11 protein-coding genes are annotated in these 19,131 nt (G+C 74.0%); 4 read left to right on the top strand and 7 right to left on the bottom strand.

The genetic code is table 11. The features are described from left to right. Positions 1 to 320: 320 nt before the first annotated feature. From mfd to ACFRAV_RS03720, 3 genes are all read right to left on the bottom strand, one after another. Positions 321 to 3,869, bottom strand: coding sequence for a transcription-repair coupling factor (gene mfd / locus ACFRAV_RS03730; RefSeq protein ID WP_382551333.1), 3,549 nt, complete (start codon positions 3,867 to 3,869; stop codon positions 321 to 323). A gap of 228 nt (positions 3,870 to 4,097) precedes the next feature. Continuing rightward, entirely contained in the window at positions 4,098 to 4,619 is a 522-nt protein-coding gene (locus ACFRAV_RS03725; RefSeq protein WP_382551331.1) for an SUKH-3 domain-containing protein, read from the bottom strand. 70 nt (positions 4,620 to 4,689) lie between these two features. Next, a complete protein-coding gene (locus tag ACFRAV_RS03720) occupies positions 4,690 to 5,211 on the bottom strand; it encodes a YwqJ-related putative deaminase (RefSeq protein WP_382551416.1) in 522 nt (173 codons plus the stop codon). Between the two features lie 272 nt (positions 5,212 to 5,483). On the opposite strand from ACFRAV_RS03720, the gene ACFRAV_RS03715 reads away from it, so the two are divergent. Beyond that, positions 5,484 to 6,506, top strand: a complete 1,023-nt coding sequence (locus ACFRAV_RS03715; protein ID WP_382551329.1) for an SMI1/KNR4 family protein — start codon at positions 5,484 to 5,486, stop codon at positions 6,504 to 6,506. Between the two features lie 7 nt (positions 6,507 to 6,513). Next, positions 6,514 to 8,970, top strand: coding sequence for an SUKH-4 family immunity protein (locus ACFRAV_RS03710; RefSeq protein WP_382551327.1), 2,457 nt, complete (start codon positions 6,514 to 6,516; stop codon positions 8,968 to 8,970). A gap of 219 nt (positions 8,971 to 9,189) precedes the next feature. Here the strand turns inward: ACFRAV_RS03710 and ACFRAV_RS03705 are convergent, their stop codons facing one another. The 3 genes from ACFRAV_RS03705 to ACFRAV_RS03695 all read right to left on the bottom strand — a co-directional run bounded on the left by ACFRAV_RS03705 (position 9,190) and on the right by ACFRAV_RS03695 (position 13,471). Further along, positions 9,190 to 10,761 (bottom strand): cation acetate symporter, encoded by a 1,572-nt coding sequence (locus ACFRAV_RS03705; protein WP_382551414.1) that lies wholly within the window; start codon positions 10,759 to 10,761, stop codon positions 9,190 to 9,192. A 20-nt stretch (positions 10,762 to 10,781) separates the two neighbouring features. Then, entirely contained in the window at positions 10,782 to 11,744 is a 963-nt protein-coding gene (locus ACFRAV_RS03700) for a DUF485 domain-containing protein (protein ID WP_382551325.1), read from the bottom strand. A 143-nt stretch (positions 11,745 to 11,887) separates the two neighbouring features. After that, positions 11,888 to 13,471 (bottom strand): MFS transporter, encoded by a 1,584-nt coding sequence (locus ACFRAV_RS03695; protein WP_382551323.1) that lies wholly within the window; start codon positions 13,469 to 13,471, stop codon positions 11,888 to 11,890. A gap of 416 nt (positions 13,472 to 13,887) precedes the next feature. Here ACFRAV_RS03695 and ACFRAV_RS03690 point away from each other — a divergent pair, with 416 nt between their 5' ends. Together ACFRAV_RS03690 and ACFRAV_RS03685 are read left to right on the top strand one after the other, a co-directional pair. After that, positions 13,888 to 14,676: an ABC transporter ATP-binding protein gene (locus tag ACFRAV_RS03690; RefSeq protein ID WP_351113431.1), complete on the top strand. Its 789-nt coding sequence runs from the start codon at positions 13,888 to 13,890 to the stop codon at positions 14,674 to 14,676. Beyond that, positions 14,673 to 17,261 (top strand): ABC transporter permease, encoded by a 2,589-nt coding sequence (locus tag ACFRAV_RS03685; protein WP_382551320.1) that lies wholly within the window; start codon positions 14,673 to 14,675, stop codon positions 17,259 to 17,261. Before ACFRAV_RS03690 ends, ACFRAV_RS03685 begins: the two co-directional genes overlap by 4 nt. Before the next feature lie 423 nt (positions 17,262 to 17,684). Here ACFRAV_RS03685 and ACFRAV_RS03680 read toward each other — a convergent pair whose 3' ends face one another. After that, on the bottom strand, positions 17,685 to 19,058 hold the full coding sequence (locus tag ACFRAV_RS03680) for a sensor histidine kinase (RefSeq protein WP_382551318.1): 1,374 nt from the start codon (positions 19,056 to 19,058) through the stop codon (positions 17,685 to 17,687). Positions 19,059 to 19,131 lie beyond the last annotated feature (73 nt).

Genomic DNA, 19,131 nt, shown 5'->3' with positions numbered 1-19,131 from the left:
CCACGGACGCGCCAAGGGTTCGCGCGCGGCCCCGCGCCGCGCCGTAGGCCCCCGGGGAGGCCGCGGACACGCCGGAGGGGCGGGCCGCGCCGCGCGCCGCCCGCCCCTCCGCCCAGGAAGCATCCACAACCCGGGAACATCCGTGCAGGAACATCCGCCCGGGACCGTCCGCCCGGATCACGTCCCTCGGATCACGTCCCCCGAGACAGGACCGCCGCCCCGGGACCCGTCCAACAGGACCGCCGCCCCGGGACCCGTCCGCCCAGGACCGCCGCCCCGGGATCCGTCCGCCTAGGACAGCCGTCCCGGGACCCGTCCGCCTAGGACAGCACCGTCGTCAGGAACTCCCCGGTCCAGGACAGAAGTTCGCGTCCCGTCAGCGGCTTGCCGCCGATCTTCGCCGTCTTGGGCCGCGGCACCAGCACCTGCTGCGCCGTCGCCTTGATGACCGTCCCCGGGTACACCCGCTTGAGCCGCAGCTCCTGCGACTCCCGCAGGTCCACCGGCGCGAACCGGATGTTGTTGCCCTGGAGCACGATCTCGCCCACCCCGCAGGACCTGGCCAGCATCCGCAGCCCCGCCACCAGCAGCAGGTTCTCCACCGGCTCCGGCAGCTTGCCGTACCGGTCGACCAGCTCCTCGCGGACCGCCGCGACGTCCTCCTCCGAGTTGGCGGAGGCGATCGACCGGTACGCCTGGAGCCGCAGCCGCTCGCCCGGCGCGTAGTCGTGCGGGACGTGCGCGTCCACCGGCAGCTCGATCTTCACCTCCAGCGGCGGCGCCTCCTCCACACCGCCCTCCAGCGAGGCCCGGTACTCCGCCACCGCCTCGCCGACCATCCGCACGTACAGGTCGAAGCCGACGCCCGCGATGTGACCGGACTGCTCGCCGCCGAGCAGGTTGCCCGCGCCGCGGATCTCCAGGTCCTTCATCGCCACGTACATGCCCGCGCCCAGGTCGGTGTGCTGGGCGATGGTCGCCAGCCGCTCGTGCGCGGTCTCGGTCAGCGGCTTCTCCGGCGGGTACAGGAAGTAGGCGTAGCCCCGCTCCCGGCCACGGCCGACCCGGCCGCGCAGCTGGTGCAGCTGGGAGAGGCCGAAGTTGTCGCCGCGCTCCACGATCAGCGTGTTGGCGTTGGCGATGTCGATGCCCGACTCCACGATCGTCGTGGAGACCAGCACGTCGAACCGCTTCTCCCAGAAGTCGACGACCACCTGCTCCAGCGCCTGCTCCGACATCTGGCCGTGCGCCGTCGCGATCCGCGCCTCCGGGACGATCTCCCGCAGCCGCGCCGCCGCCCGGTCGATCGACTCCACCCGGTTGTGGATGTAGAACACCTGGCCCTCGCGCAGCAGTTCACGCCGGATCGCCGCGCCGATCTGCCGCTCCTCGTACGGGCCGACGAAGGTGAGCACCGGGTGGCGTTCCTCCGGCGGGGTGGTGATCGTCGACATCTCGCGGATGCCGGTGACCGCCATCTCCAGGGTGCGGGGGATGGGCGTGGCGGACATGGTGAGCACGTCCACGTTGGCGCGGAGCTTCTTCAGCTGCTCCTTGTGCTCGACGCCGAACCGCTGCTCCTCGTCGACGACGACCAGGCCCAGGTCCTTGAACTTCGTCTCGGACGAGAACAGCCGGTGGGTGCCGATGACGATGTCCACCGAGCCGTCCCGCAGCCCCTCCAGGGTCGCCTTGGACTCCGACTCCGACTGGAAACGGGAGAGCGCCCTCACCTTCACCGGGAACTGCGCGTACCGCTCGCTGAAGGTGCCGAAGTGCTGCTGCACCAGCAGCGTGGTGGGCACCAGCACGGCGACCTGCTTGCCGTCCTGGACCGCCTTGAACGCGGCGCGCACCGCGATCTCGGTCTTGCCGTAGCCGACGTCGCCGCAGATCAGACGGTCCATCGGGACCGACTTCTCCATGTCGGCCTTCACCTCGGCGATGGTGGTCAGCTGGTCCGGCGTCTCCGCGTAGGGGAAGGCGTCCTCCAGCTCCCGCTGCCAGGGGGTGTCCGGGCCGAACACGTGGCCGGGCGCCGCCATGCGGGCGCTGTACAGCCTGATCAGGTCGGCGGCGATCTCCTTGACCGCCTTCTTCGCCCGCGCCTTGGTCTTCGTCCAGTCCGCGCCGCCCAGGCGGTGCAGGGTGGGCGCCTCGCCGCCGACGTACTTGGTGATCTGCTCCAGCTGGTCGGTCGGGATGTACAGCCGGTCGCCGGGCTGGCCCCGCTTGGCGGGGGCGTACTCGACCACCAGGTACTCGCGGGTCGCGCCCTGCACGGTGCGCTGCACCATCTCCAGGTAGCGGCCCACGCCGTGCTGTTCGTGCACGATGTGGTCGCCCGGCTCCAGGGTGAGCGGGTCGATCGCCTTGCGGCGGCGGGCCGGCATCTTCGCACCGTCCCGGGTGGCGGTGCGCTGCCCGGAGAGGTCGGTCTCGGTGAGCACGGCCAGCTTCAGCGCCGGGTCCACGAAGCCGTACTCGACGCTGCCGCAGGAGACGTGCACCAGGGACGGCGTGAGCTCGGTGAGGTCCTTCTCGAGGCGGGCGGGGACGCCCTCGCCACCGAGCACCTCGGTGATCCGGGCCGCCGGGCCGTGGCCCTCGGTGAGGAACGCGATGCGCCAGCCGTCGGCCACCCAGCCCTTGGTGTCCGCCAGCGCGCGGGCGGTGTCGCCGCGGTAGGTGTCGGGGGCGTGCATTCCGAGCTTGAGGGTGTCGGCGGTCGCGTCGTCGGCGAACTCGCCGGTGATCTCGTCGGCGGCGAACGGCGAGACGGACCACCAGAGCATGTCGAGCTGACGGGCCCGGTCGCGGACGTCCGCCATCGACCACAGGGAGGCCGCGCCGACGTCGATGGGGGCCTCCCCGCCGCCGGCGGTGGCCGCCCAGGACGCCTGGAGGAACTCCTGCGAGGTGGCCACCAGGTCGGTGGCGCGGGTGCGGACCCGCTCCGGGTCGCAGACGACGGCCATCGAGCCCTTGGGGAGCACGTCGAGGAGCAGCTCCATGTCGTCGACGAGGACGGGGGCGAGGGACTCCATGCCCTCGACGGCGATGCCCTCGGCGATCTTGCCGAGCAGTTCACCCAGCTCCGGGTGCTCCTCGGCCAGCTCGGCGGCACGGCGGCGGACCTCGTCGGTCAGCAGGAGCTCGCGGCAGGGCGGCGCCCACAGGCCGTGCTCGGCGACCTCCAGGGACCGCTGGTCGGCCACCTTGAAGTAGCGGATCTCCTCGACGTCGTCGCCCCAGAACTCGATGCGGAGCGGGTGCTCCTCGGTCGGCGGGAAGACGTCGAGGATGCCGCCGCGGACGGCGAACTCGCCGCGGTTCTCGACCAGTTCGACGCGGCTGTACGCGGCGGCGGCGAGCGCCTCGACGATCTCGCCCAGGTCGGCCTGCTGTCCGGTGCGCAGGAAGACCGGCTCGAGGTCGCCGAGGCCCTTGACCTGCGGCTGGAGGACGGAGCGGACGGGCGCGACGACCACCTGGACGGGGCCCGCGCCCGGGTCGTCGGCGCGGGGGTGCGCGAGGCGGCGCAGCACGGCGAGGCGGCGGCCGACGGTGTCGCTGCGAGGGCTCAGCCGCTCATGGGGCAGGGTCTCCCAGGACGGGTACTCCACGACGGCGTCAGGGTCGAGCAGCGAGCGCAGCGCGGCGGCCAGGTCCTCGGCCTCGCGGCCGGTCGCGGTCACCGCGAGGACGGTGCGGCCGGCGTCCCTGGCCAGGGCGGCCACCGTGAAGGGGCGGGCGGCGGGAGGGCCGACCAGGTCGACGTGGGGGCGGTGGCCCTCGGCGGCGGCGCGTACCGCGTCGGTGAGGGCGGCGTCCTTGACGACGGCGTCGAGCAGACCGTGCAGGCTCATGGAGGCCTTTCCGTCCAGCGGGGGTTCCGCGGGGTTCTCGTGTCACGCGAAGCGCCCGGTACGCGGGGCGGACCGGGGGTTCCAGCCTACGTCGCGCCCGGGCACCGCGCGGCGCCTCCACGACGGCGCCCCTCTCCCCCACCGCACCGGGGCCCTCTCCGCCACCGCACCGGGGCCCTCTCCCTCACCGCACCGGGGGTTCACCTCCCGCGTGCCGGGTGGGGCCGCTCACGCCTCCGTGCGGGGGCCTGGGATGTCGGCCGTGGTGAGGCGGGTGGGGGCGGTGCCGGTGAGGAGGGTGGTGAGGGCCTGGTCGAGGGTGGGGCCGAGGTACCAGTCGCCGGCGTGGTCGAGGGCGTACACCCGCCCCACCGCGTCGACGGCCACCAGCGCCCCGCTGTCCGCCTCCGCCCCGATGGGACACAGCTCCGTCCCCAGCGCCCGCCCGAGGTCCCCCAGCGTGCGCGCCATGTGCAGCCCGTGCATGGGGTCCATGTCCAGCACCGCGGGCGCGACCTGACGGCCCGGACCGGACGGGGCGATCCGCAGGCCGCCGAACTCCGCCCACGCCTCCACCGCCGCCGGGAACACCGCGTGCGTGTGCCCGGCCGGCGAGGCGTGCTCGCGCAGCGTGTCGGCCCACACCTCGGCCTGGCGGATGTCCCAGCGCCCCGGCTCCCAGCCGGACGCGCGCAGCGCGACGTCGACGTGGACGGCGAAACGGGTCGAGGAAGTGCGCTCGGCTTGCATCGGAAACCTGGAGTCCTTAAGGACGGGACGGGGGCGGGCGGAGGCGACGGCACAGGCGACGGCGGGCGGCTCAGCCCTCGGCGCCCGGGTCGACGACCCGCACTCCGAAGTGGGCGGTGAGGGCCGCGCACGCCCGGCAGGGCTCGGCGAAGCTGCCGTGCAGCGGGTCCCCGTCCTCCCGGATGCGCCGCGCGGTCAGCTTGGCGTGCTTCAGGGCCTTGCGCGCCTCGCTGCTGGTCATGGGCCGGCGCGCGGCCCGCTTGTTGCGCGCCGCGTCGGCCGCGGCGATGTGCCGGGAGATCAGCAGCGCCTCGGCACACCGGCCGGTGAAGCGGTCACGCTGGTCGCTGGTGAGGGTGTCGAGGAAGTCCTGCACCAGCGGGTGCAGGACCGGGACCTGGTCGCCCCGGGCGGCCGTTCCGGTGAGCGTGGTGCCGCGAACGGACAGCGCGGCGGCCACCGTCGGGAGTATCCCGTCACGGCGGTGCAGCAGCGCCGGAGCCGCGGCGTCGTCCGCGCTGCTCCAGCCCACTCGCGGGTCCTGCGACGGACCGGACGGCGGTTCCGTCCCGGTGGTCTGTGCGGCCTGCATGATCGTTCTCACCTCCCGAGCATCCCCTCGGTCGCCTTAGAGTGCCAAACCCGGCGGCCGAGGAGGAAGCCAGGGCCCGTGACACGCCCGGGGCGGGGCGCTGTGACCACGGAGTGTTGACGTGACATCACACATGTGGACGCATCCGGACGCACGATGACCGCCGCGAGCGGCACCGCATAGTCTGTCGGGAACCGCCACCCAAGCGGTGGTCGACACTATGGGAGAGCGCGGCCTTACCGGCCGCCGGAACGCCGCAGGGGGCAACCGCCATGACGACAGGTGGGCTCGGGCTGGGGGTCTCTCCCGGCCACGGGACCGGAGGACGGCCCGCGCCGCCGAACGCCGCGTACGCAGGACAGGTCGTGCACTTCCCCGACCCGGTCCGCGCCGCCCGGCATCCGGCAGGCGTGCGGGTCGACGACCACGGCTACCCGGACTTCTCTCCTTATGCCCGCGCAGCCGCCGAGATCGCCGAGCCGCCGGAAGGATTCGGCGTCGACGAACTGCGGCTGACCGACTACGTGTCGGCCAACGCCGCCCTCGCCGCGAGCGGTCATCCCCTGTGGGACACCGTCGAGCCGGTGGCCACCCCGCACGGCTGGACCTGGCACCACGTCCCGCGCACGCGGCGCCTGGAACTGGTCCCCGTCGAGGTGAAGGCGCTGCTGAGGCACCACGGCGGCATCTCCACCACCGCGGTGGAGCACGACAAGCGCGGCACCCGCCCGCTGCAGGACACCCGTCCCGCCCACTTCCGGCTGCCGAAGAACTCCGTGGCCGTGAACGAGCAGCAGGTGCAGGCCGTCGAGGAGGAACTCGGGTACCAGCTGCCCGGCCCCTACCGCGCGTTCCTGAAGGCCGCCGGCGGCTGCGCCCCGGTGGGCACCGCGCTCGACGCGGAGCTGGGCCTGCTGGTCGACCAGCCCTTCCTCACCGTGCGGGACGAGGCGGCGGTCAACGACCTGGTGTACGTCAACAAGTGCCTGCGTGACCACCTCACCAAGGACTACCTGGGGGTGGCCTTCCTGCAGGGCGGCATCCTCGCGGTGAAGGTCAAGGGCGACCGGCGCGGATCGGTGTGGTTCTGCGCCTACGACGACGTGCGCGACGTGGACCCGTCGTGGACCCCCGCCGAACGGGTGGAGCGCCTGCTGCTGCCCTGCGGCGAGGACTTCGACGCGTTCCTCGGCCGGCTCGCGGGCAGCCCGCCCGAGCTGGACACGGTGGCGAATCTGATGGTGGACGGCGGTTTCGCGCGCGCGGTGCCGGTGTCGGGCCCGACAGGGGAGTGAACGGCCGATGGTGACCTACGCGCAGGCGCAGGAGCGCGGCGAGGAATGGATCAACGGCGAGGCGCCCGCGTACCAGCACCGTGAGGTGCGGGTACGCGAGTTCGAGCTGGGCTTCGTGGTGTGGGCCGAGGACCGGGCCGACGGCCCGCGCTCCGAGGGCGGCGCGCAGCGGCTGGTGATCGCCCGGGACAGCGGCGAGGCCACGCTGTGGCCGGGGCTGCCGGTGGGCGAGGTGATCCGCCGTTACGAGGAGCTGTACGGCCGTGAGGACGCCGCTCCCGCGCCGCCGCCGGCGCCCGCGCGGGTCGACCTGAACCAGACGTCGTTCCTGCTCAGCCCTCCGCAGTGGCTGCAGGACGCGGCCGACCGGATGGGCATCCCCGACCAGCGGGACGCCGCGCGCGGCCGCGACGCCACGCCTCCGCCGTCGGCGCCGTCCGCGCCGGCGACACCCTCCGCGCCGTCGCCCGCCACCGCGGGGGGAACGCCGTGGGACGGGACGGACACCACCGCGCAGGCCGCCGACGACCGGTCGGTGCCCTTGCCGGAGACGGTGTTCGCGCCGCCGGTGGCCGACGGTCCGCCGGGCGGGCCGGCCGGTGCGGGCGGCCCGGGCGCGTCCGACGCGCAGACCGCGCTCCTCCAGGGCGGCAGCCAGCTGCCGCCCACCCGGGTCACGCCGGTCATGCCGGACGCCGGGCCCTCGGTGCCGCCCGTGCCGCAGTCCTCGCCCCAGCCGCCCGTGCCGCAGGCCGGGCCGGCCGCCCCCGCGCGGCCGCTGCCGGCCAACGCCGGGGACATCGCGGACGCCGCGACCGCCAAGGCCGCGCCGCCGCGCCGTCCGGCGACCGGTTCCACTCCGCCGCCTCCGCCGCCGCCCCCGCCGGTTCCGGGCGGGCCCGGCGCCGCGCCGCAGTCCTCGGGGGGCGACTCCCTCGGGTACGTGCCCACCCAGATGGTCTCCTCGCTCGGCCCCCAGGGGCCGGGCGCTCCCGGTGCGCCCGGGGCTCCCGGTGCGCCCGGGGCTCCCGGTGTGCCCGGTGGTTCGCAGGGCGGCTCCGGCGGTCCGCAGGACGGCGGGATGCACCACGCGGTCACCATGCTGGCCGACCCGTCGTCCGGCGGCGGCACGCCTCCGCCGCCGCCCGGCCCTCCCGGGACCCCCGGCGCCCCCGGCGCTCCCGGCGGGCACACGCCTCCGCCCGCGCCGCACTCCGCTCCGGGCCAGGCGGCCCACCACGCGGAGACCGTCTTCGCACCGTCCGGTCCCTCCGGTCCGTCCGGCGCCACGCCGCCTCCGCCGCCGCCCCCGCCGGGCGCCCCGGGGGGCGTGCACCACGCGGAGACGATGTTCGCGCCGCCGTCGGGTCCGCCGGTGGCACCCTCCGCGCCCGGGCCGGTGCCGCCGCCCGGCCCCGTGCCTCCGCCGCCCGGAACTCCCGGTGTTCCCGGGGCTCCCGCCGCGTACGGGTACCCGCAGCAGTCCCAGCAGCCGATGGTGGGGCCCGGCTACCAGGCCGTGCTGCGCTACCGCGCCCCGGACGGCTCCGAGCACCAGCTGATCCGCCGCAGCGCGCCGGGACTCCCGCACCCGGAGTGGCAGATCTTCCACGAGCTGCGCGCCATGAACGTGCCGCCGAACCAGGTGCTGGAGCTGCACACCGAGCTGGAGTCCTGCTCCCTGCCCGGCGCGTACTGCGCGCGGATGATCCGCGAGCAGTGGCCGCAGGCCCGGATCACCTCCATCGCCCCCTACGGCGAGGACCACGCGGGCCGGCAGCAGGGCATCACGCAGCTCCTGGCGCACCAGGGCGAGCTGCACCAGGTCGCGGACGGGCCCGCCCGGCCCGGCCCGGTGCGCGCGCCGCTGCCGCCGGTGCAGCCCGCTCCGCCGGTGCCGCCGGAGGGCGTCGCGCACGAGCTGGCGGCGGTCTTCGGGCCGGGCGTGTTCCGCTTCGACCAGGCGGCGGTGTCCCGGCAGGGCGTGCCGCCGGTGGTCGCCCACACCCTGGTGGTGGCGGGGCTGCCGTTCGACCTGGGCCCGTTCTTCTGGGCGCAGGCCCAGCCGGGGCGGCCGGTGCCGACGCTGGCCGAACTGGCGCAGGAACGTGGGGTGCCGGCTGCCTCCGACGCCGGGTCGTACCTGGTGATGGGCACGGACTTCGGCAAGGCGATCTGCGTGCAGTACGGCACGGCGCACATCGTCGCCGTGCCGGTGGAGGCGGGACCCGGGGGTGCGCCGGTGCCCCCGCAGTTCGTCAACACGGGGCTGCCGGAGTTCGCGCGGTGCCTGGCGCTGCTGGGGCGGATGTGGCCCCTGCGGTTCGGGCTCAACCAGGAGCAGGCCGCTCGCTGGACCGTGGACTTCCAGGCGCAGCTGGCGGCGCTGGACCCGGCGGCGCTGGGGTCGCCGGAGAGCTGGTGGTCCGTACTGCTGGAGCAGTTCTGGGACGGGCTGCTCTGAGGTTCTGACGTTCCCTCCCCCGCGCGGGACGGTGCCGGTGGCCCGCCCCGCGCGGGGGTTCCGCGTTCACGGGGGTCACACTGCGGCGGGTCCGTGCGCACTCGCGGCGGTGCGGTCCTGTGCCCTCTCATGGGGCGGCCTCCGCCCGCCTCGTGCGGAGCGCCATGGTGGTGCCCCGGGGGCGGGGGAAAGGTGTCGGCGTCCCCGCCCCTCGGGGGGTCAGCGGGAGGTGAGGCCCGCGAGGAGGCGGGGTTCCAGGTCCTGGTAGCGCCCCTCCTGCTCCCGCACCTTGCGGGAACCGGACGTCACCGTGCCCAGCCAGCCGAGGGCGAAGCCCAGCGGGATCGTGACCAGGCCCGTCGTGGTGAACGGGAACCAGTTGAAGTGGGCCTCCGGCAGCGCCGAGTTGGGGTAACCGGAGACCAGGTTGGTGAACGGCGTCAGCAGGAGCACCGACGACGAACCGCCGATCAGCGTCCACAGCACCCCGCGCCGGGTGTACCGCCGCCAGAACAGGCTGTAGACCAGCGCCGGCGCGATCGCCGAGGCCCCCAGGCTGAGCGACAGCGTCACCAGCGGCTGCAGGTTCCGGTGCTGCACCAGCGTCGCCAACGCGACCGCCGCCACGCCCACCGCCAGCGCGGCGACCCGCGCCACCGTCACCTCCCGGCGCGCGCTCGCCGTCCCCCGGCCGGCGATCACGTCGTGCGCCAGCGAGTTGGCGCAGGCCAGGATCATGCCGGCCACCGAGGACAGCAGGGTCAGGAAGACCGCCGTCGTCACCGTGGTGAACAGCAGCGCCGCCAGGTACGACTCGTCGGCGCTCAACGCGGCCTTGGAGCCCAGCAGGAAGGTGGTGTTGCCCTGCGGGTCGGCGGCGGCGATCACGCCCCGGCCGACCATGGCCACCGCGCCGAACGCCACGACCACGATCACCAGCGAGAACAGCGTCACCGAGGACACCGCCCAGGACATCGCCCTGCGCACCTGCCGCGCGTCGGACGCGGTGAACATGCGCATGGTGATGTGCGGCAGCACCGCCGCGCCCAGCACGACCGACACATGGATGGCGATCATGTCGAGCTTCGGGAACGGGTGCCCCGCGAACTCGACGCCGGTGCGCAGGTAGGCGTCGCCGATGCCGCTGCGGGCCGCCGCCGCGTCGAACAGCGCGCCCGGGTCCCAGCCGTACCGCGCCAGGATCACCAGGGAGACCATGACCCCGGAGCCCAGCAGCACGAAGATCTTGAGCAGCTGGATGAACGCGGTGCCCTTCATCCCGCCGATCACCGCGTAGCTGATCATCAGCACGCCGAGGCCGACCACCATGCCGGTCTCCAGCGCGTCGCTGTCGAAGCCGAGGATGAACGACATCAGCTGCCCGGCACCGGCCAGCTGCACCAGCATCATCGGCATCAGCGACAGGATCGTCACCACGCACGCCGTGATCCGCACCGCCCGTGACGCGGTGCGCCCGGCCAGCACGTCGCCCATGGTGAACCTGCCGGTGTTGCGCAGCGGTTCGGCCAGCAGGAGCATCAGCAGCATCATCGACAGCGCGGTGCTCAGCGCGAGCAGCATCCCGTCGTAGCCGAAGAACGCGACCAGGCCGCAGGTGCCCAGCGCGGTCGCTGCCGAGACGTAGTCGCCGGCGATCGCCATGCCGTTGCGGAACGGCGTCAGGGTGCCGTAGCCGGTGTAGAACTCCTGGAGGTCGTCGCGGTCCGGTCCTGTCATCACGCAGAGCAGCAGGGTGATGGAGGCGACCGCGCAGAAGGCGACCAGCGACATCGACTGTGCGGAGAAGTCGTTCACCGGCCCTCCTCCCGCCGCGCCCGCGCCTGGTCCACCAGCGGGTCGATCCGCCGGAGCGCCGCGCGCTCGTAGACGATCAGCGCGACCACCGTCACCGGGAGCTGCAGCAGGCCCAGCACGATGCCGAGGTTCAGGCCACTGCCCAGCCCGGCGCCCGTCGCCGACGGGACGTACACCGTCAGCAGGACGTACAGCGCGAAGAAGCCGAGGACGGTGGCGCCGGCGACCCACCGCTGCCAGGCGTAGGCGGCCCGCAGCGGGGCGATTTCCCCGGCCTGCCGGGCGGCACGCGGCTGCCCGGCGAAGGGACCGAGGACCGGCGACGCGGCTTCCGGGGCGGGGCCGGTGGCGGTGTCGGTGGCCGGGAACACGTCGTCGTAGACGGGGACAGCATCGCCCGCGGCCGGACGGCCGCCCGCGGAGAGCGGCTCGCCGTACGCGGGGAAGCGTTCGTCGTGAGCCGGATACCGCTGCGCACCACGGCCGGAGTACCGGGGCTTCTCCTCGGAGCGGTACGGCCCCGCGTCCCGGGCCGGGTACGGCTCGCCGTCCCGGGCAGGGTACGGCTCGGCACCGCGGCCGGGGTACTGACCGCCCTCAGGGGCGTGGTACTGGCCGGCGTCGCGGTCGGAGTACTGCCCCGATGCGCGGGCCGGGTACTGCTCGCCCTCACGAGCGGGGTACTGCCCGCCCTCTCGGACCGAGTGCTGCTCACCGTCACGGACGGCGTACTGCTCGCCCTCACGAACGGGGTACTGCCCGCCGTCACGGACGGCGTACTGCTCGCCGTCGCGGGCGGCGTGCCGCCGGGCGTCCGAGGCGGGCCGGTGCGGTGTGCCGTGGGCCGGGGACTGCTGCCCGAACGGCGAGAAGGGGCCGGTGGACGGCCGGTGCGAAGCAGGGGAAGGGGACGGAGGCGGGGGCGGAGCTTGGTACGACGGGTACGGGTCGTAGGACATCCCGTGCTCCTTGCGAGGCTCGGGCCCAAAAAGGGCCGCAGGGAGGGGAGTTGGACAAGCCCACGCAAGCTACCGACCCACCCGCCGCACCCGCTGCGGTTCCGCGCGGTGAAGGTCCGGTGAGGACGCGGATCGGTGCGGGCTCACTCCCCGGCGGCCTCCGCGCTGGTCGCCCGCACAGGGAAACGCCGCGGAGCGAGCACCAGCAGCGCCACGAACGCCACCCCCGCGGCCACCGCCGCGCCCAGGTACACCGCCTGCGTCGCCGCCGCCACGGCCCGTCCCGTCGCCTCCGGCACCCGCGCCCCGGAGTCCACCGCCCGCGTCACCGCGTCCAGGTCGCCCACGCCGCCGAGCCGGGCCACCAGCACCGCGTTCGCCAGCGCGCCGAACAGCGAGGCCCCCAGCGTCTGGCCGGTCTGCCGGCAGAACAGCACCGAGGCCGTCACCGTCCCCCGCTCGGACCAGCCCACCGTCGACTGGACCCCCACCATCAAGGGCGCCGAGAACAGACCGAGCCCGGCCCCCACCACCGCCATCAGCAGCACCGGCTGCCACACCGCCCCCGGATACGGCAGCCACTGGAACGCCGCCAGCGCCAGCGAGGTCACTCCGACCCCCAGCAGCGCCGTGTCGCGGAAACCGATCCTGCGGTACACGTGCTGGCTCAGCGCCGCCGACGCCGGCCAGGTCAGCGTCCACACCGACAGCACGAAGCCCGCCGCGACCGGCTCCAGCCCCAGCACGCCCTGCGCGTACGTCGGCAGGAACACCGTCGGCGCCACCATCAGCAGCCCCACCGCGCCGAACGCCACGTTGACCGCCGCGATCGTCCGCCGCCGCCACACCCAGCCCGGGATCACCGGGTCCTCGGCCCGCCGCTCGACCAGCACCACCACCACTGCCAGCACCAGCCCCGCGCCGAACAGCCCCAGCGACGGCGCGGACAGCCACGGCCAGGCCACCCCGCCCTGCACCAGCGCCGTCAGCAAGGCGCCCGCGCACACGAAGACCGCCAGGGCGCCCGCCCAGTCGATCCGCGCCCGCGCCGCCGCGCCGCCCGGCTCCCGCGGCGACTCCCGCAGATGCCGCACCACCATCCACAGCGCCACCGCACCCACCGGCAGGTTGACGAGGAAGATCCACCGCCACCCCGCGTACGCCGCCAGCAGACCGCCCACTCCCGGCCCCGCCACCGCCGACACCGCCCACACCGTCGACAGCCGCGCCTGGATCTTCGGCCGCTCCGCCAGCGGGAAGAGGTCCGCCGCCAGCGTCTGCACGGTGCCCTGCAACGCGCCGCCGCCCAGCCCCTGCACCACCCGGAAGGCGATCAGCGCGCCCATGTTCCAGGCCACCCCGCTCAGCAGCGAGCCCAGCAGGAACAGCGCCGCCCCGAACACCAGCACCGGCTTGCGGCCGAAGGTGTCCGACAGCTTCCCGTACACCGGCAGGGTCACCGTCACCGCCAGCAGGTAGCCCGAGAACAGCCACGAGAAGTACGCGAACCCGCCCAGGTCCCCCACGATCTGCGGCACCGCCGTGGCCACCACCGTCGAGTCCAGAGCCACCAGCGCCATCGACAGCATCAGCGCCACCATCACCGGGCCGCGCCGCGTCGCGACGGCCGCCTGCCCGGCCTCCTTCGCGGAAGTCTCCGTCCTGGCCACCGGGATTCCTTTCCCTATGCATCTAAATGCCCGGGGACAGCTTCGCACCGGCCCCATCCCCCACGCCAAGGTGCACCGAACCCCGAGACGGCTCGTCCCTGGGACCAACACCCCCTAGGGGGAAGGGTGTACGCGCGGTCGGGGACGCCTCCACCCGCCGGACGACGCCCCCCGGGGCCCCCGATCCCTAGCCTGGTCACACGCCACAGGGGGAGGCGGACGGCACCAGCAGCGGTGGGGTTTACCCCCCACCCGAACTGCACCGGGCACCATCGCGCCCGCCCCGCCCGGCGAGAAGACTCGACACGACGGCAGGACACCGCGCCCGGCGACCGAACGACCCACCCGGACCCGCGAGGCGACGCCGCACAGGACACCCGCACCACGCACCACCGGCCCGCCGCACACCGCGAGGGGCCCGACATTTCCTGACACCGGCACACACCGGCACAGACAACCCAAGGAGAAACACCGTGACTTCGGCTGTGACCATCCCCAAGTCCGGGGGCAACGGGAGGACATCGGCCGTCGCCGCGCGGGCGCGGCAGGTCGTCAAGGCCTACGGCACCGGAGAGACCCGCGTCGTCGCCCTCGACACCATCGACGTCGACCTGATGCGCGGCGAGTTCACCGCCATCATGGGCCCCTCCGGCTCCGGCAAGTCGACCCTGATGCACTGCCTCGCCGGACTCGACACCGTCACCTCCGGCCAGATCTTCCTCGACGACACCGAGATCACCGGCCTCAAGGACAAGAAGCTCACCCAGCTCCGCCGCGACCAGGTCGGCTTCGTCTTCCAGGCGTTCAACCTCGTGCCCACCCTCAACGCCCTGGAGAACATCACCCTCCCCCTCGACATCGCCGGCCGCAGGCCCGACAAGGAGTGGCTCGACACCGTCGTCACCACCGTCGGCCTCGCCGGACGCCTCAAGCACCGCCCCACCCAGCTCTCCGGCGGCCAGCAGCAGCGCGTCGCCGTCGCCCGCGCCCTCGCCTCCCGGCCACAGATCATCTTCGGCGACGAACCCACCGGAAACCTCGACTCCCGCGCCGGCGCCGAGATCCTCGGCTTCCTGCGCCGCTCCGTCGACGACTTCGGCCAGACCATCGTCATGGTCACCCACGACCCGGTCGCCGCGTCCTACGCCGACCGCGTCATCTACCTCGCCGACGGCCGCATCGTCGACGAGATGCGCACCCCCACCGCCGAAGCCGTCCTCGACCGCATGAAGGCATTCGACACCCGGGGGCGCACCTCATGAGCACCACACGCGACGCCTTCCGCGGCTTCCTCGCCCACAAGGGACGCATGGCCCTCTCCGCCGTCGCCGTCCTGCTCTCCGTGGCCTTCGTCTGCGGAACCCTGGTGTTCACCGACACCATGAACACCACCTTCGACAAGCTCTTCGCCACCACCTCCGCCGACGTCACCGTCAGCCCCGGCGACTCCAGCGCCGAGAACGCCTCCACCAACGGCAAACCACCCGTCCTGCCCGCCGCCGTCCTCCAGGACGTCAAGAAGGCAGACGGCGTCGCCACCGCCGAAGGCGCCGTGTGGTCCACCGGCGTCACGGTCGTCGACGCCGAGAAGGACAGCCTCTCGCCCACCGGCGGAGCGCCCACCATCGTCGGCAACTGGACCGCCAACGACGCCCGCACCATGAAGATCACCGACGGCACGCCGCCCCGCGGCCCCGACCAGATCATGGTCGACGCCGACACCGCCGACAAGCACGGCCTCGCCCTCGGCGACAGCATCTCCGTCATCAACGTCACCGGCACCCACACCGCGAAGATCAGCGGCATCGCCGCCTTCCTCGTCACCAACCCCGGCGCCGCCACCTTCTACCTCGACACCCCCACCGCCCAGCGGACCCTCGTCGGCGAGAAGGACGTCTTCACCGACATCTACGTCACCACCGCCGCCGGCCACACCGACACACAGGTCAAGAAGGCCCTCGGCACCGCCCTCGCCGGCACCGCCGGCGGCGACTACAAGATCCGCACCGCCGCCGAAGCGGCCGACGACGCCTCCGCCGACTTCGCCGGAGTCCTCGACGTCATGAAGTACGCCATGCTCGGCTTCGCCCTGCTGGCGGCCATGGTCGGCGTCTTCCTGATCTTCAACACCTTCTCCATGCTCGTCACCCAGCGCACCCGGGAGATCGGCCTGATGCGCGCCATCGGCTCCTCCAGGAAGCAGGTGAACCGCACCGTGCTCGCCGAAGCCCTGATCCTCGGCGTCGTCGGATCAGCGCTCGGCGTCGGAGCCGGCATCGGCCTCGCCGTCCTCCTCATGGAAGCCATGGGCGCCATGGGCATGAACCTCTCCACCGACGACCTCACCATCGCCTGGACCACCCCCGCCGCCGGCGTCGTCCTCGGCGTCGTCGTCACCGTCGTCGCCGCCTACCTGCCCGCCCGGCGCGCCTCCAAGGTGTCCCCGATGGCCGCCCTGCGCGACCCCGGCATGCCCGCCGACGCCCGCGCCGGCCGCGTCCGCCTGGTCCTCGGCACCGTCCTCACCCTCGCCGGAGCAGCCGCCCTCTACGTCACCACCCAGGCCGACTCCGCGGGCACCGGCTCCCAGTGGCTCGGCCTCGGCATCGTCACCACCCTCGTCGGCTTCATCGTCGTCGGACCCGTCCTCGCCTCCGGAGTCGTCCGGGTGCTGGGCGCCGTGATCCTGCGCTTCTTCGGCCCGGTCGGCCGCATGGCCGAACGCAACGCCCTGCGCAACCCGCGCCGCACCGGCGCCACCGGAGCCGCCCTGATGATCGGGCTCGCGCTCGTCGCCTGCCTCTCGGTCGTCGGCTCCTCCATGGTGGCCTCCGCCACCGACCAGCTCGACAAGACCGTCGGCACCGACTTCATCATCCAGTCGCCCAGCGGCCAGCTGATCACTCCGCAGGCCGTCGACGCCGTCCGCGACACCGAAGGCATCGACCGCGTCACCGAGTACAAGCTGCTCCCCGACGCCACACTCACCATGCCCGACGGCCGCGTCGCACCCAAGGAATGGCTCAACGCCGCCGACCCCACCTACGCCGAGGACCTCCGCGTCGAGACCGAGGCCGGCGACCTCGCCGACGCCTACAAGCCCGACTCCATGTCCGTCTTCGGCGACTTCGCCGAGAAGTACGACCTCACCGTCGGCTCCGAGGTCAAGGTCGACTTCCCCGGCGGCGAGACCGCCACCCTCACCGTCCGCGCCATCACCACCGACGAGGTCACCGTCGACAAGGGCGCCCTCTACCTCTCCATCGGCACCGCGGCCGCCCACATCCCGGCCGACAAGATGCCGCTCGACTCCCTGGTCTTCGCCACGGCCGAGGACGGCAAGGAGGACGCCGCCTACACCGCGCTCAAGACCGCCCTCGACGGCTACCCGCAGTACCAGGTCATGGACCAGACCGACTACAAGGAGATCCTCAAGGACCAGGTCGGGCAGCTGCTCAACATCGTGTACGCGCTGCTCGCCCTCGCGGTCATCGTCGCCGTCCTCGGCGTCGTCAACACCCTGGCCCTGTCGGTCATCGAGCGCACCCGCGAGATCGGGCTCATGCGGGCCATCGGCCTCTCCCGCCGCCAGCTGCGACGGATGATCCGGCTGGAGTCGGTGGTCATCGCCCTCTTCGGCGCGCTGCTCGGACTCGGGCTCGGCATGGGCTGGGGCGCCTCCGCGCAGCAGCTCCTCGCCCTCGAGGGCCTCACCGTCCTCGAGATCCCCTGGCCCACCATCCTCGGCGTCTTCGCCGGCTCCGCGGTGGTCGGCCTCCTCGCCGCCCTCATCCCCGCGTTCCGGGCGGGCCGCATGAACGTCCTCGACGCCATCGCCACCGAGTAACCCTCCCGGGCCTCCCGGCCCCTCGACCCCGAGGCCCCGCCCACCCCCCGGGCGGGGCCTCGGGCTGTCCGGGGGCACGGCCCGGCCGCTTCAGCGGACCCGGCCCTCGGCCGCTCCCGCCGCCCCGAGGGCTCCCGGTCCGGAGGGCAGCGCGCCAGGGTCCGGGAGCCGTGGTCGGGGCCCCGGTCCGGGTCCGGATCCCGGTCCCGGGTCCGGGTCCGGGGCCTGATTCGAGGGCCGTGGTCAGAGTCCCGGTCCAGGATTCCGACGCCGGAGCCGGGGCCATGGCCGACGCCTTGGAGCCGGCCACAGGCCACCAGCCGCCCGGTATCGTCGTCCCGCGCGACGCTCGGCCCCGCAAGACGAAGCTCCGCGCCGAGGGCACCCGCACCAGGGATCACCGGCGGTCCCGCGAAGCGGGGGTCACTCCGACAGGGCCGCCGCGTCCGCCACCGGAGGCACCGGGATCACCGCGGAGACCCGGAACCCGCCCGGGTCCGTCGGCCCCGCCACGAACGCACCACCCAGCGACGTCACCCGCTCCCGCATCCCCACCAGACCGTTCCCGCCCGACGGGAGCCCCGGCTCCGCCCCGGCCGGACCGCCGCCCGCCGGCTCGTTCTCCACCTGCATCGCCACCTCCCCCTCCCGGTGGGCCACCCGCACCCGCGTCCGCGCCCCCGCCGCGTGCTTGTGGACGTTGGTCAACGCCTCCTGGACCACCCGGAACGCCGTCCGCTCCACCACCGGCGGATACCCCGGCGACTCCCCCTCCTCCAGGAACTCCACGACCACCCCCGCCGCCCGCGACTGCCCCACCAGCTCACCCAGCGCCGACAACCGCGCGGGACCCCCGGCCTCCGCCTCGTCCCCGACGCCGCCCCGCTGCTCCGGTATCCGCGGCGCCACCGCCGCCTCCCGCGAGGCCGACACCGGCGCCGCGCCCGCCGCCGGCGTGCTCCGCAGCACCCCCAGCATCTCCCGCAGCTCCGTCAGCGCCTGCCGGCCCATGTCCCCCACCAGCGCCGCGTTCCGCACCGCCTTCTCCGGGTCCTTCAACGCCACCGCCTGCAACGCCGCCGCGTGCACCACCATCAGCGACACCCGGTGCGCCACCACGTCGTGCATCTCCCGGGCGATCCGCCGGCGCTCCTCGTTCCGCGCCCACTCCGCCCGCTCCTCGGCCCGCTCGGCCAGCAGCTGCAGCTCCCGCTCCAGACTGTCCGCACGCTCCCGCAACGACTCCATCAGCCGCCGCCGCGCGCCCACGTACAGGCCCAGCAGCACGGGCGGCGCGGTGTGCCCCAGCGCGGTGGTGACCGCGGCGAACAGCTGGAACCACCCGTCCACCTCAGGGCTCGTGCGCACCAGCGTCACCACCAGCACCCCGGTCAGCGACATCCCGGCCAGCGCACCCGTCAGGCGGCGCGGCAGGTCGGAGGAGGCCACCGTGTACAGGCCGACCACCGCCAGCAGGAAGCCCATCAGCGCGGGCGTGACCGCGAGGCCGACCAGCACCACCGCCACCGGCCACCGGCGGCGGAACCCGAGCACCGCGCCCACCAGCAGGCCGAACACCACGCCCACGCCCATCGGCAGTCCGGCGTCCCGGGCGAAGCCCACGCCCTCGACCGCGCACTCCACGGACGACGCCAGCGCCAGCGAGGCGTCCAGCACCACCGCGCGCCAGCGGTGCCACCAGCCGCCCGCGGCCCCGACCGCGGGGCCGCCCACGGCCTCCGCCGCCGGCCCGGCCCGCTCCACCGCCGTCCTTCGCTCTTCCCCCGTCGTGGTCATGCGCCCAGCCTACGGAAGGAGTCCAGTGACGTTCCTGCGGGTTTGCGAGTGGACATATCGATACATGGCCATC

This window comes from Streptomyces sp. NPDC056600 (assembly GCF_042792855.1).
Lineage (GTDB): Bacteria > Actinomycetota > Actinomycetes > Streptomycetales > Streptomycetaceae > Streptomyces.
The sequence above is the reverse complement of the archived record's forward strand: the minus strand, read 5'-3'. Positions and strand labels throughout refer to the sequence as shown.